This window comes from Achromobacter marplatensis (assembly GCF_002209535.1).
In the GTDB taxonomy this organism is placed as follows: Bacteria; Pseudomonadota; Gammaproteobacteria; order Burkholderiales; family Burkholderiaceae_B; genus Achromobacter; species Achromobacter marplatensis.
In genome coordinates, this window is sequence record NZ_NJIG01000008.1 from 187917 (window position 1) to 200007 (window position 12091).

Genomic DNA, 12091 nt, shown 5'->3' on the forward strand with positions numbered 1-12091 from the left:
TTTTCAGTCGGGTTGTGTGATCGGGTGATCGCCTCTTTGCGGGTTTGCGTAAATGTGCGAATGCGCGGCGCGTAAATGCGGCGCCGGCAATGTCGAGCGTTTCTTGGAATCGGCCGTAGTGTGCCAGCTTGTGTATTTAATGCAAGTCGTTGAAAAATAAAGATAAAAACGTATAAGAATTACGTTTTCCATATACTTTCCAGCGACTTTGGATACTTTTTTCAGCAGGCGAAAATTGTCGCGGAACAGGGTTTGTCCTGATGCCAAACCTGCTTGACACCCCATCGCGCAACCCATAAAGTCACCGCACAGATTTAGATAAAAGACCATCTGTAAGGTGGTCTTTTATCGCGTGCAGATTGCGTCGACCTCTTACAGAAATAATTCCAAGAGGAGACGACTGTGCAATCATCGACCGTGAAAATACGTGGCATCGACGATGTCATCGCTTTTATCGATTCACGCCCCGGCATTGCTGGCCGGGCCGGCCTCATCTGGTGGCTGGCGCTGGGCGGACTGTTCCTGGATGCGTTTGCGAATTCGGCGTTAAGCGCGGGCCTGGGCCCGATGACGCGCGACTTGGGCCTGAAAGCGGGCCAGGTCGCGTTGATGACCTCGTTTGCTTCTTGGGTGGCCATTGCCTTCAATCCCATCGGCGGCTGGATGGCGGATCGTTGGGGGCGCATCCGTCCCTTGATCATCGCCAAGTTCCTGGCCGTGATTGGCGCGGGGCTGGTGATGTTCGCGCCCAGTTTCGAAGTCATTCTGGTGGGCCGCTTCTTCGTGGGTGCGGCCTACGGGATCGACTTCGCCATCGCGATGGCCGTTCTGGCCGAGTTCACCCCCGTCAAATTCAAGAGCCGCCTGAACACCTGGCAGGGCATGTGGTACACGGCCGTCTGCACGAACCTGCTGTTGGCGATGCTGTTCTTTTCGTGGGATGTGGGCGATTCGATCTGGCGCTATTCCGTTGCGGCCACGGCGATTTTCGCGCTGGTCATTCTGGTGCTGCAGCTGAGCTACATGGTCGAAAGCCCGATCTGGCTGGCCCGCAAGGAACGGGTCGAGCAGGCGGCCAAGGCCATGACGCGCATCTACGGGCAGGCCTTTGTCGCCGCGCCGCCGGCCGAACGCGTGCCGGTCGTCAACCAGGCTAAGCGGGGCCTGGCCAACGTGCTGCTGATCTTCCGTGGCGTGTACTTGCCGCGCACGATCCTGGCCGCCACGGTGCAGATCGGCCAGTCGATCCAGTACTTCGCCGTGGGCTGGTATCTGCCGCTGATCAGCGCGGCCTTGTTCGGCAAGGACTTCATCTACGCCACCATCGGTGCGCTGGTGTTCAACATCTTCGGCATCTTTGGCGGCTTCCTGTCGCCGTACATCGGACGCAAGCTGGGATTGCGCCGCGCCTCGGCGTTCGGCTTCGCGATGGTGTTCGTGATCCTGCTCATCCTGGGCACCTTCCACGGGCAGATGCCGTTGTGGCTGGCGGTGGCGCTGCCGTCGCTTTTCATCCTGTTCCACTCCGGCGGCCCGGGAGCCAACGGCAAGAGCCTGTCGTCGCTGTCTTTCCGCAGCGAACTGCGCGCCGGCGCCAACGGCATCATCGGGGCGCTGGGTTCCACCGGCGCTGCGGTGGGCCTGCTGGTGTTTCCGATCTTTCGCGAGAACTACGGGCTGGAAAAGACCTTTTTGATCCTGTCGGTCGTGCCCCTCATCGCCAGCATCATCTGCTTCGTGATCAAGTGGGACCCCACCCGCACCACCATCAACCCCGATACCGAGACCGGCGCGCCCCAATTCAAGGACGACGGCGCGCTGGCTAGCCTGGACCCCGCCATTGGGAAAGCCTCACGATGACAAACAACCCTGTGATTCTGGCCATTGATGAGGGCACGTCCGGCACGCGGGCAGCCACCGTGTCCGCCGACGGTCACGTGTCGTGCCTGGAATATCAGACGCTGCACGTCGAGACGCCCCGGCCCGGCGTGGTCGAGCAGGACGCCAACGAGATCCTGGAAAAGACGATCAGCGTCTGCCGCGCCACCATCGCCCAGGCGCAGCGGGCGGGGCAGCAGATCGCCGCGCTGGCGCTGGCGACGCAGCGCGCCACCGCCGTTCTATGGGACACGCGGACGGGCGCTGCGCTGGTGCCGGCCATGGTCTGGCAGGACACCCGGTTCGTCGACGAGCTGGATCAATTGGCGCCCGACTGGGACGCGCGGTTGCTGGACCGCGTGGGCCGTCCCGTAGGGGTACGGTCGCTGTATCTGTGGGCGGCCCGCCATCTGCGCGATACGCCGCAGGTCGGGCAGGCCTGGCGCGAGAAGCGTCTGGCGTTCGGCACGGTGGATAGCTGGCTGCTGTGGCATTTCTCGCAGCGCCGCGAGGTGGTCACAACACCGACCAACGCCACCTCGTCCGGGGCCTATGTGCTGGCGGATCACCGCTATTACCTGGAATGGGTGCAAGAGCTGGACTTCCCGTTCGAGCTCTTGCCCGCCTTGCGCCAGGACGCGGACGACTTCGGCCGGACGCGTCCCGAGGTATTGGGCATCGAGGTGCCGATCCTGGCTTCCGCGGGCGACCAGCACGCCGGCGCCATCGGCCTGGGCTGCCTGGACCGCGGACAGGCGATGTGCGTGCACGGAACAGGCAGCTTTGTGGACTTGATCATCGGCCCCGAGCCGCCCGTGAACTCGGGGCTGTCCGAAGGTTCGCTGACCATGACGGCCCGGCGCCAGGACGGCGTGTCGCACTTTGCCGTCGAGACCTTTGTGGCGACGACGGGGTCCGCGTTGAACTGGGTCTGCGAAAAGCTGAAGTGGTTTGCGGATGCGCGCGAGATCAGTGCGCTGGCGGCGACGGTGCAGGCATCGCAGGGGGTGACGTTCGTGCCTGCCCTGACGGGCTTGCGCGTGCCCCAGATGGAAGCGGCCGCGCGCGCCTCGTTGACCGGCGTATCGATGGCGACGACGCAGGCCGAAGTCGCCTACGCCATTCTGGAAGGCATCGCGCACTCGGTCACCAGCTGCATCGAGGCAGATGAAGCCGTGTCGGGCGTGCGGGTGTCCGAACTGGTGGTAGGTGGCGGCTTGTCTTGCAGCGATCCCTTGCTGCAGATCCAGGCTGATTTGATCGGCATCCCGATCCGCCGCATGCAGGAATCCGACCGGGCCAGCCTGCGCGGCATTGCCTATCTGGCGGGTTCGTCCGGGCTGTTGTGGCCGTCGCTGCATGCTGCCTGCAAGACCATTGCGACCGATGCGGTGTTCCAGCCAGCCATCGATGCGGCAGAACGCGCGCGGCGCCGGGCATTGTGGCACGCCCGCGTGGGCTCGGAATTGGGCCACGTCAGGCAGTTCAAGCAGGAAAAAGAGGAGGCGTTGCACAAATGATCGGTTGGCTATCCAGAAAGCCCAGGAAGGACCGGGCCGATATGACGAACACCGAGCCATTACGTCTGATGCGGCAAGAGCAATTGGACAGGTTGGGCAGTGAGCAGTACGACATGCTTATCGTGGGCGGCGGCATTACCGGCGCGTATGCGGCGTTGGACGCCAGCTTGCGCGGGTACCGCGTGGCCGTCGTCGAGAAGGACGATTTCGCATCGGGCACGTCTTCGAAGTCGTCGAAGATGGTGCATGGCGGGCTGCGCTACATCGAACAGGGCAACCTGGGGCTGGTGCGGCATTCCTTGCACGAACGCCAACGCTTGCGCCGCAATGCGCGGCATCTGGTGCAGCGCCTGCCGTTCCTGTTTCCGATCCTGGAGCGCGACGGGGTGTTCGACAAGCGCCTGGCCAAGGCCTTTGAAAGCCTGCTGTGGACGTACGACATGGCAGGCGGCTGGCGCGAAGGCATCCTGCATCAGAAATTGACTGCCGCGGAAGTGCTGTCGCATTGCCCGACCTTCAAGGAAGAAGGGCTGCTGGGCGGATTCCTGTACTTCGATGCGCGCGTGGACGACGCTCGGCTGACGCTCGCCGTTGCGCGTACGGCCGCCTTCCATGGCGCGACGGTCATCAATCACGCCAAGGCGATCGAGGTGACGCGCAATGCGCAGGGCAAGGTCGACGGCGTGATCGTGCAGGCGGGCCAGCAAGAGATCCGCGCGCGCGCCGGCGTGGTCATCATGGCCACCGGCGTCTGGTTGCGGGATTGGAGCGGCGCGAAGCGGGGTGATGCGTCGGCGTTGCACGTGCGTCCCGCCAAAGGGGTGCACGTGGCGGTGCCCTGGCTGAAGGTGCGCAACGACTGCACCGTCACCATCCCGGTGCCGGGCCGCAGCCGCCGCGCCACCATCACGCGCTGGGGCAATGTGTCGTATCTGGGCACGACGGATGAAGACTACGAAGGCGATCTGGACGACGTGTACTGCACGCGCCGCGAGCTGGACTTCCTGCTGGAAGGCGCACGCTCGGCCTTGAAGACCGATCTGCAGGCGGAGGACGTCGTGGGCAGCATCGCGGGCTGCCGGCCGCTGGTCGGGCCTCCCGGCGGCAAGACGCTGGAGATGAAGCGCAATCATGAAATCCGCGTGGCCCCGGACGGTCTGGTCACGATCGTGGGCGGCAAGCTGACCACGTCGCGTCACATGGCCGAACAGACGATCGACGCCGCGCAGCAGGTCATCGGCCAGCGCAATCCGTGCCAGACGAAGAAAGCCTATCTGTTGGGCGCGGCGGGCTACGACCCGCAGGCGATTGTGGCCTCGGGCGGCATGTCGGCGCATCTGGGCGAGCGGTATGGCACCGAGGCGCGCTTTGTCAGCGACTTGATGCAGGCCGCGCCGGCGCTGCAGACGCCCATCGTCCAGGGCTTGCCGTACACCGAGGCCGAAGTCCTGTACGCCGTGCGCCATGAATTGGCCGGCACGGTCGAGGACGTGCTGTCGCGCAGGATGCGCGCCCGCCTGATGGCGCGCGACGCATCCGCCTTGGCCGCGGCGCGTGTGGGACAGATCCTGCAATCCGAATTGGGCTTGGCGCCCACCGTTATCACGCAGCAGGTCAACGACTACCTGGCTGCGATCCAGCACGAAAAATCCGTACTCATGGGAGACAAGGAATGATCAGCAAAGAAGCCATCAAGCGCGGCTACAACCGTGGCAACTACGTCGTTGGCGCGCACACGCCGCCGGCCTATGCCGCCGCATTGGCCCAGACCGGCTCGGAACCCGGGTTGCAGCGCGATCCGGTGCGCGTGTCGGCGGGGCAGATCGACGCGTTGCGCCACGTGGCCGACGAGGTGCTGACCGACACCACCGATGTCGTCGCCTGGACCCGCGATTGGTGGGCGGGGTCGATGATGTCGGAAACGGGTGGCAAACCTGCCACGCCGCAGGCGGTGATCGTCAGGGTGTCTTCGGTGGAGCAGGTGCAGGCGGTGATGCGCATCGCCAACGCGGACGCCATCCCCGTCACCGTGTCGGCGGGCCGCAGCAACGTCACCGGCGCCGCCTTGCCCGTGCGCGGGGGCATCGTGCTGGACGTCTGCCAGCTGAACAAGCTGATCGGCGTGGACCGCGAAAGCCAGATCGTCGAGGTGGAGGCGGGCATGTTCGGCGACGTGTTCGAAGAGACGATCCAGAACGAGTACGGCTTGACCATGGGCCACTGGCCATCGTCGTTCGGCATCAGCACCGTGGGCGGCTGGGCGGCGTGCCGGGGGGCGGGCCAGTTGTCCACGCGCTACGGCAAGATCGAAGACATGGTCTTCGGCATGGATGTAGTGCTGGCCGACGGCAGCCTGATCAGCGTAGGCGGCTATTCCCGCGCGGCGGTGGGCGCCGACCTGCAGCAGGTCTTCATCGGATCCGAAGGTACGCTGGGCGTGATCGTGCGTTTGCGCCTGAAACTGCATCGGCTGCCGGACTACGGCCGCGCCATTGCCTATGGCTTCAAGACGTTCGCCATCGGCCTGGAGGCGTGCCGCGAAATCATGCAGCGCGGCGCCAACCCGGCGGCGCTGCGGCTGTATGACGAACTGGAAAGCGGCGTGCAGTTCAACCGGCCCGACCTGAACGTGCTGCTGGTGGCCGACGAAGGGGCGCGCCAGATCGTGGACGCCGTCATAGAGATCAGCCAGGGCGTATGCGAGGAACTGGGCGAGAAGCTGGATGGGGACGCGGTCTTCGAACGCTGGCTGGAAACCCGCTACCTGACCGGCAAGAGCGCCGAAGGCTTCAAGCGCAGCCCGGGATTTGTGGCCGACACGCTGGAAATGGCGGGCCGCTGGAGCGACCTGCCGGGCATCTACGCCGAAGTGGTGGCCGCGGTCAACGCGGTGCCGGGCACGCTGGCGGGTTCCGCGCATCAGTCGCATGCCTATGTCGACGGGGCCTGCCTGTATTTTTCGTTGCGCGGCGAGGTCGAGGTGGAGCGGCGCGCGCAGTGGTATCGCGCGGCCTGGGATGCGGCCAATGCCGTGCTGATTAAATATAATGCCGCGCTCAGCCACCATCACGGGGTGGGCCTGTTGCGCGCGCCGTACATGCAGGAATCGCTGGGCGGCGCGTTCGACGTGCTGCGCACGATCAAGCGCACGCTGGATCCGCAGAACATCCTTAACCCCGGCAAGCTGGGATTGAGCGATGCGCGCTTTTACGGTCAGGAAGATCGATAACCATGGATAGGTCATTCGGGGCATGTCTGGCGCGCCATCCCGTCATCGCGACGATGTACGGGCTTGAGCAGATCAATACCTTCGTGGGCAGCGTGGCCGAGATCGGCATCGTCGCCAACGTCGAGTTGCGCAAGCTGGCGCCCGTGATCGCGGCGCTGAACCGGGCGGGCAAGTTCGCGATCGTCAACATAGACAGCTGCGAAGGCCTGTCGCAAGACAAGGGCGGCGTGGAGTACCTGGCCGATATCGGCGTGGCCAGCCTGGTGTCCACCCGCGTGGCCACCATCCAGCGCGCCAACCGGGCGGGCATGGTCACGATGCAGAAGGTGTTCGTGACCGACCGCTCGACCTGGCCGCGCAGCGTCAAGGCGCTGGAGCAGAGCGACCCCAATCTGGTCCAGCTGATGCCGGCGCCGATGCTCACGCACATGGCGGAGCAGGACCTGAAGGCCCTGCCTCCCATTGTGGCGTCGGGGTTCGTCTGCAATCAGACGGACATCGGTATCGCGATGAAGCACGGCGCGGTGGGCGTATCAACCAGCGACCATGCCTTGTGGAGCCTGGACCCGCGGCAGCTCAAGGGCTGATGCCATCCCGCTGCGAGCCAAATCCGCTCCTCAGTGCCAATGATCTGACCGGGAGAACGGTTGGATCATTGCGCTGGATATATATCCAGCATTCTGATCAAATCAAGGGTTCCTCCCGCCGCTAAATCGCACGGCCGGGCCGGTTTTACTTGCTAAGGCTGATCATGAAATTCGGATACACCATCATCTATGTGCCCGATGTCGCGGCATCCCTGACATTCTTCGAACGCGCGTTCGGCTTTTCCCGCCGCTTTCTGCATGAATCTCAAACCTATGGCGAACTCGACACGGGCGAGACCACGCTGTCGTTCGCCGCGCATGCGCTGGGCGATATGAATTTCGACGGCGGGCATGTCGAAGCCTCGTCGTCCCCTAAACCGCTGGGCATGGAAGTCGCTTTCGTGACGGAAGATGTGGCCGCAGCGCATGCGCAAGCCGTCGCGGCGGGCGCCACGGAACTGAGCGCACCGGTGGCCAAGCCGTGGGGGCAGGTCGTGTCGTATCTGCGCTGCCCGGACGGCACGCTTGTGGAGTTGTGCACTCCGGTACAGGGCTGATCCGCCTTCGCGGACTCAGCGCAGGTCGCTGCGCCGGTAAAGCGTCAGGCCCAGCGCCGGCGCAGCCAGCATGCCGGCGCAACTGCGGTTGATCCACGTCATTACCCGGGCGGAAAACGTCCGCCTGGCGTGGCGTCCGCCGAAGGCGTAAAGGCTCATCATCACGCAGTCGATGGCGGCGCTGGTCACTGCCAGCACCAGGTATTGCTGGGCCACGGGCGCGGCAGGCTGGATGAACTGCGGCAGGAACGCCGAAAAGAACAGGACGCCCAGCCCGCAACCCACCGCGCCGATCAGGATCAGGTCCGATAACGCCGCGCCGGCGATGCCGCAGCGAGCGACCCGCATGCCGTGACAAGCACCATTGTTCAAGGCCAGCAGCATCGACGGGCCAGGCGTGATCATCACCGCACTGACGGCAACGATATAGAGAAAGAGGGTGGGGGCGTCCATGTCCTGCGGGGGGCGGTTCAAGGCGACATCAGGATAGCGCGAAATGCCCGGGCCTTTCAGCATCGGCCGTTTGCACGATCGCCGGATCTTGTCGGGGGCCTTACCGTCAGCAATGCCCTGGCGCGGGCGCCGGCCCGGACAAGAACTGTCAAGATTTTCAGTTCTTTAAAGTCATGATCGCCGCTGCGCGATACCTTGGGCTTTTCGAATTCGGAGAGTTGACATGTATTCGCTACCAAAACGTTGCGGCGCAGAATTTTTCGGCACGTTCTGGCTGGTGCTGGGCGGGTGCGGCGCCGCGGTGCTCGCGGCCGGATTTCCCCAGCTGGGCATTGGCTTCGCAGGCGTCGCGCTGGCATTCGGCCTGACGGTGCTGACGATGGCGTTCGCGGTGGGCCATATCTCTGGCGGCCACTTCAACCCGGCGGTTACCGTCGGCCTCTTTGCCGGCGGCCGGTTCCCCGCCAAGGACATCCTGCCCTATGTGATCGCGCAGGTCTTGGGGGCGATCGTGGCGGCGGCCGTGCTGGCCTGCATCGCCAGCGGCAAACTGGGCTTTGACCTCAAGGGCAGCCATTTCGCGGCAAATGGCTATGGCGCGTATTCGCCGGGCAAGTACTCGCTTGCGTCCGCGCTGGTGACGGAAGTGGTGATGACCGCGGGCTTTCTGTTCGTGATCCTTGGCGCCACGTCCAAGCGCGCGCCGGCCGGCTTTGCGGCCATCCCGATCGGGTTGGCGCTGACGCTTATTCACTTGATCAGTATCCCCGTCACGAATACGTCGGTGAATCCGGCACGTTCGACCGGGCCGGCGCTGTTCGTGGGCGGTTGGGCGATAGAGCAGTTGTGGCTGTTCTGGGTTGCGCCGATCGCCGGCGCCATCATCGGCGCCATCGCCTATCGACTGGTCAGCAATCCGGCGGCAGAGCGGGGCTAGCCGACCAACACCTAAGTCACTTCGTTCAACTGCGCCAGCAGAGCGTCTGCCGGAAATCCTTGCGTGCGGTACCTGACGGGGTATCCGGCTTCCCGCGCCAGCAGGGGTTCCAGCAGGTGCGCCGCCTGCTCCCATGACACGACCCGGACTTCGCCGATCTCGTCTTCGGCATCCGGGCGGACCAGCGCCAGGCGATCGACCTTGGGCAGCGACGTGTCCACGCCGCGCGTCCATGACGCCAGCGAGAACGAGGTGGCGGGGTCATCCTCCTGGGTGAACAGGTTGTAGTTGGCGACGAAGATATCCATGCCCTGTTCTTCGTGGATATGGTCCAGCGCCTCTTTCTGGGCGTCGTATTCCGACTTGTCCAGCAGGCGGGCCAGATGCGCCAGGCGGTGCGCCAGCGCGGGACTGGAGGGCTGATAGCGCAAGGGTTCGCGGTCTTCATAGTGGTACATGTGCGCGCTGACCACCCGCCCGTGCTGCAACGCCTGCAGACAGAATTCCACCATGGCGACCAGTCCGTCGTCGTCGTTGTCCCCCGTGACAAGCAGCACGTCGCGGGTGGGCATCATGAACACGGGGCGGCCGCGCACGGGTACGCGCTCCAGCATGTCGGGCAGCAGCGCGCGGCTGATGTCATAGCCGTCCGCCCAGCCGCCGCGGTAGACGCCCGGCGCCAATTCGGAAAAATGGTCGGGAGCGTCGCGCAGGTTGTCGATGGCGATCGCCAGCGCCTCTTCGAACGTCAATCCCCATGCGGCCTCGGGGCCGTTGGTCAGGGTGGAGATGGCATCGGGATGGTCCAGTGCCAGCAGAACGACGCAATCGTCGCCAAAGGGTCGGAAGGCGGGGTGGAAGGCCGAGTCGTTGCCCTCGGTGCGGACGTGGTGCAGGCGCACGTCCTCCAGCGCGCTGCGGCCGCGGATGACGGCCCTGAGCATCGGCCGGGCGACGGAGGCCTGTTGCGGCGTGCCCTGCGTGCTGCTGGACAGGGCCGACACGAAGCCCTGCAAGGCCCGCTTCTGTTCCGCCCCGCGGGTGTTGCAATACGCGTGGTAGGCGTTGTGCAGGTTGAAGTACGAGCCTTCGCCCAGCAGCAGGCGGAATTCATCCGCCTTGTAGGTCAGCGCGTTTGAGAAGCCTTCGCGCCGCGCCGCGGCGACGAACAGCTTGGCGAACTGGTCCGGCGAGGGCTTGCGCCGGAAGAGAGAATCGAAAAAACCCATGAGCCCACCTTTGTTTCAAGTGCCGGGCGGCGCGACGGCCGGTCCGCAACGGATCATTGTGGCCAGGGAACCTCATCGCGTCCAGCGATAAAGCCTGTCGCTCAGGACGCCGTAAGTCGGATGTCCCTACCCTTGCGGGCTGTTGCCTGCCCAAGAGCGCTGCCGATGACGACGTCCCCTTTACTCGCCGCCCATCCGGATGCGGCGCACTACGACCGCACCACGATCGTGTTCCATTGGCTGACGGCCTTCCTGGTCGTCGGCCTGTTTGCACTGGCCGAGACCTGGAGCTTCCTGCCGCGCGGAACGCCGACACGCCGCTTGCTGCAATCGCTGCACATCTCATTCGGCCTGGCGTTCGCGGCGGTCTTCGTGTTGCGCATCGTCTGGCGCCTTTGTCAGGGCAGGCGCTTGCCGCCCGCCTCCCGCGGCTGGTTGCGAGTGGCTAGTACGGGTGTACACGGCCTGCTGTACCTGCTGATGTCCGCGCAGATCGTGCTGGGATTCCTATTCCGGTGGGCCCAGGGCGAGCCGTTCGCCTTCTTCGGTCTGTTCAACGTGCCCACGCTGATCGCCATCGACCACGAGCAGCGCCGGTTCATCGGCGGGCTGCACGATACGGTGGCCTGGACGATCATCATCCTGGCGCTGCTGCATGCGCTGGCGGCCCTGTTTCACCATTACGTCCTGCGCGACGGCGTGCTGCGCCGCATGCTTGCCAGCCGGTAAGACGCCGGGAAATACGGGCCGGAAGGTGAAAAGCGGGCGGGGCAGGTTGTACATTACGCACTGTCACCTGCCTTATCACTACAGGATTCCTTCATCATGACCGCCCCAGAAGTCGTTATCTCCCCGTCGATCCCCTGCGCCAACGATCGCCCCTTTGTGCTGTTCGGCGGCATCAATGTGCTGGAATCGCTGGATCTGGCGCTGCGCGCCTGCGAGGAATACCAGCGCGTGACCCGCAAGCTGGGCATCCCGTACGTGTTCAAGGCGTCGTTCGACAAGGCCAACCGCTCGTCCATCCACTCCTACCGCGGCCCGGGGCTGGAAGAGGGGATGAAGATCTTCGAAGCGGTCAAGAAAGAGTTCGGCGTGCCGGTCATCACCGATGTGCATGAACCCTGGCAGGCCGCGCCGGTGGCCGAAGTCGTCGACATCCTGCAATTGCCCGCTTTCCTGGCGCGGCAGACGGACCTGGTGGTGGCGCTGGCGAAGACGCAGCGCGTGGTGAACATCAAGAAGCCCCAGTTCCTGAGCCCGACCCAGATGCTGAACATCGTCGAGAAGTTCACCGAGGCCGGCAACGACAAGCTGATCCTGTGCGACCGCGGCACCAGCTTCGGTTACGACAACCTGGTGGTCGACATGCTGGGTTTCGGCGTGATGAAGAAAGTGACGGGCAACCGTCCGTTGATTTTCGACGTGACGCACGCCTTGCAACAGCGCTCGGCGCTGGATGCGGCTTCAGGCGGCCGCCGCGAGCAGGTCGCCGAGCTGGCGCGTGCCGGCATGGCGGTCGGTCTGGCCGGCCTGTTCCTGGAAGCCCACCCCGACCCCAAGAACGCCAAATGCGACGGCCCCAGCGCCTTGCCGCTGGACAAGCTGGAGCCGTTCCTCACCCAGCTCAAGCAGCTGGACGACCTGGTGAAGTCCTTTGCCCCCATCGACATCGAACCGTGACGCGGGCGGTCATCCTGC

Annotated in this window: 11 protein-coding genes; 9 read left to right on the top strand and 2 right to left on the bottom strand. The window is 64.5% G+C overall.

Features of this window, described 5'->3' with window-relative positions; all coding sequences use genetic code 11:
* The first annotated feature begins 402 nt into the window (after nt 1-402).
* From CEY09_RS20350 to CEY09_RS20375, 6 genes are all read left to right on the top strand, one after another.
* A complete protein-coding gene (locus CEY09_RS20350) occupies nt 403-1860 on the top strand; it encodes an MFS transporter (protein ID WP_088590049.1) in 1458 nt (485 codons plus the stop codon).
* The gene (locus CEY09_RS20355; protein ID WP_088590050.1) at nt 1857-3398 is read left to right on the top strand and encodes an FGGY family carbohydrate kinase; all 1542 of its coding nucleotides are present in this window, start codon (nt 1857-1859) and stop codon (nt 3396-3398) included. The genes CEY09_RS20350 and CEY09_RS20355 overlap by 4 nt, the downstream gene beginning before the upstream one ends.
* The gene (locus CEY09_RS20360) at nt 3395-5074 is read left to right on the top strand and encodes a glycerol-3-phosphate dehydrogenase/oxidase (RefSeq protein ID WP_088590051.1); all 1680 of its coding nucleotides are present in this window, start codon (nt 3395-3397) and stop codon (nt 5072-5074) included. Before CEY09_RS20355 ends, CEY09_RS20360 begins: the two co-directional genes overlap by 4 nt.
* The gene (locus tag CEY09_RS20365) at nt 5071-6627 is read left to right on the top strand and encodes an FAD-binding oxidoreductase (protein ID WP_088590052.1); all 1557 of its coding nucleotides are present in this window, start codon (nt 5071-5073) and stop codon (nt 6625-6627) included. Before CEY09_RS20360 ends, CEY09_RS20365 begins: the two co-directional genes overlap by 4 nt.
* Before the next feature lie 2 nt (nt 6628-6629).
* Nucleotides 6630-7214: a glycerol-3-phosphate responsive antiterminator gene (locus CEY09_RS20370; RefSeq protein ID WP_006225339.1), complete on the top strand. Its 585-nt coding sequence runs from the start codon at nt 6630-6632 to the stop codon at nt 7212-7214.
* A gap of 164 nt (nt 7215-7378) precedes the next feature.
* Nucleotides 7379-7771 carry a VOC family protein gene (locus tag CEY09_RS20375; protein WP_088590053.1) on the top strand — a complete coding sequence of 131 codons (393 nt, stop codon included), beginning with the start codon at nt 7379-7381 and terminating at the stop codon, nt 7769-7771.
* Nucleotides 7772-7786: 15 nt separating this feature from the next.
* On the opposite strand, the gene CEY09_RS20380 is transcribed toward CEY09_RS20375, so the two are convergent.
* Complete coding sequence (locus tag CEY09_RS20380) at nt 7787-8287, bottom strand: LysE family translocator (RefSeq protein WP_377785550.1); 501 nt, start codon at nt 8285-8287, stop codon at nt 7787-7789.
* Between the two features lie 160 nt (nt 8288-8447).
* On the opposite strand from CEY09_RS20380, the gene aqpZ reads away from it, so the two are divergent.
* Entirely contained in the window at nt 8448-9161 is a 714-nt protein-coding gene (gene aqpZ, locus CEY09_RS20385; protein WP_088590054.1) for an aquaporin Z, read from the top strand.
* 11 nt (nt 9162-9172) lie between these two features.
* Here the strand turns inward: aqpZ and CEY09_RS20390 are convergent, their stop codons facing one another.
* Nucleotides 9173-10390 carry a DUF1444 domain-containing protein gene (locus tag CEY09_RS20390; RefSeq protein ID WP_088590055.1) on the bottom strand — a complete coding sequence of 406 codons (1218 nt, stop codon included), beginning with the start codon at nt 10388-10390 and terminating at the stop codon, nt 9173-9175.
* A 165-nt stretch (nt 10391-10555) separates the two neighbouring features.
* Between CEY09_RS20390 and CEY09_RS20395 the strand changes: the two genes are divergently transcribed.
* Both CEY09_RS20395 and kdsA read left to right on the top strand, forming a co-directional pair.
* On the top strand, nt 10556-11119 hold the full coding sequence (locus CEY09_RS20395; protein WP_088590056.1) for a cytochrome b: 564 nt from the start codon (nt 10556-10558) through the stop codon (nt 11117-11119).
* A gap of 96 nt (nt 11120-11215) precedes the next feature.
* Nucleotides 11216-12073: a 3-deoxy-8-phosphooctulonate synthase gene (gene kdsA / locus CEY09_RS20400; protein WP_006225332.1), complete on the top strand. Its 858-nt coding sequence runs from the start codon at nt 11216-11218 to the stop codon at nt 12071-12073.
* Nucleotides 12074-12091: the final 18 nt, after the last annotated feature.

What these genes read in the sequence shown, in the direction of transcription:
- CEY09_RS20355 (WP_088590050.1), top strand. Translation starts at nt 1,857, where the DNA reads ATGACAAACAACCCTGTGATTCTGGCCATTGATGAGGGCACGTCCGGC.
- CEY09_RS20360 (WP_088590051.1), top strand. Translation starts at nt 3,395, where the DNA reads ATGATCGGTTGGCTATCCAGAAAGCCCAGGAAGGACCGGGCCGATATG.
- CEY09_RS20365 (WP_088590052.1), top strand. Translation starts at nt 5,071, where the DNA reads ATGATCAGCAAAGAAGCCATCAAGCGCGGCTACAACCGTGGCAACTAC.
- CEY09_RS20370 (WP_006225339.1), top strand. Translation starts at nt 6,630, where the DNA reads ATGGATAGGTCATTCGGGGCATGTCTGGCGCGCCATCCCGTCATCGCG.
- CEY09_RS20375 (WP_088590053.1), top strand. Translation starts at nt 7,379, where the DNA reads ATGAAATTCGGATACACCATCATCTATGTGCCCGATGTCGCGGCATCC.
- CEY09_RS20380 (WP_377785550.1), bottom strand. Translation starts at nt 8,287, where the DNA reads ATGCTGAAAGGCCCGGGCATTTCGCGCTATCCTGATGTCGCCTTGAAC.
- aqpZ (WP_088590054.1), top strand. Translation starts at nt 8,448, where the DNA reads ATGTATTCGCTACCAAAACGTTGCGGCGCAGAATTTTTCGGCACGTTC.
- CEY09_RS20390 (WP_088590055.1), bottom strand. Translation starts at nt 10,390, where the DNA reads ATGGGTTTTTTCGATTCTCTCTTCCGGCGCAAGCCCTCGCCGGACCAG.
- CEY09_RS20395 (WP_088590056.1), top strand. Translation starts at nt 10,556, where the DNA reads ATGACGACGTCCCCTTTACTCGCCGCCCATCCGGATGCGGCGCACTAC.
- kdsA (WP_006225332.1), top strand. Translation starts at nt 11,216, where the DNA reads ATGACCGCCCCAGAAGTCGTTATCTCCCCGTCGATCCCCTGCGCCAAC.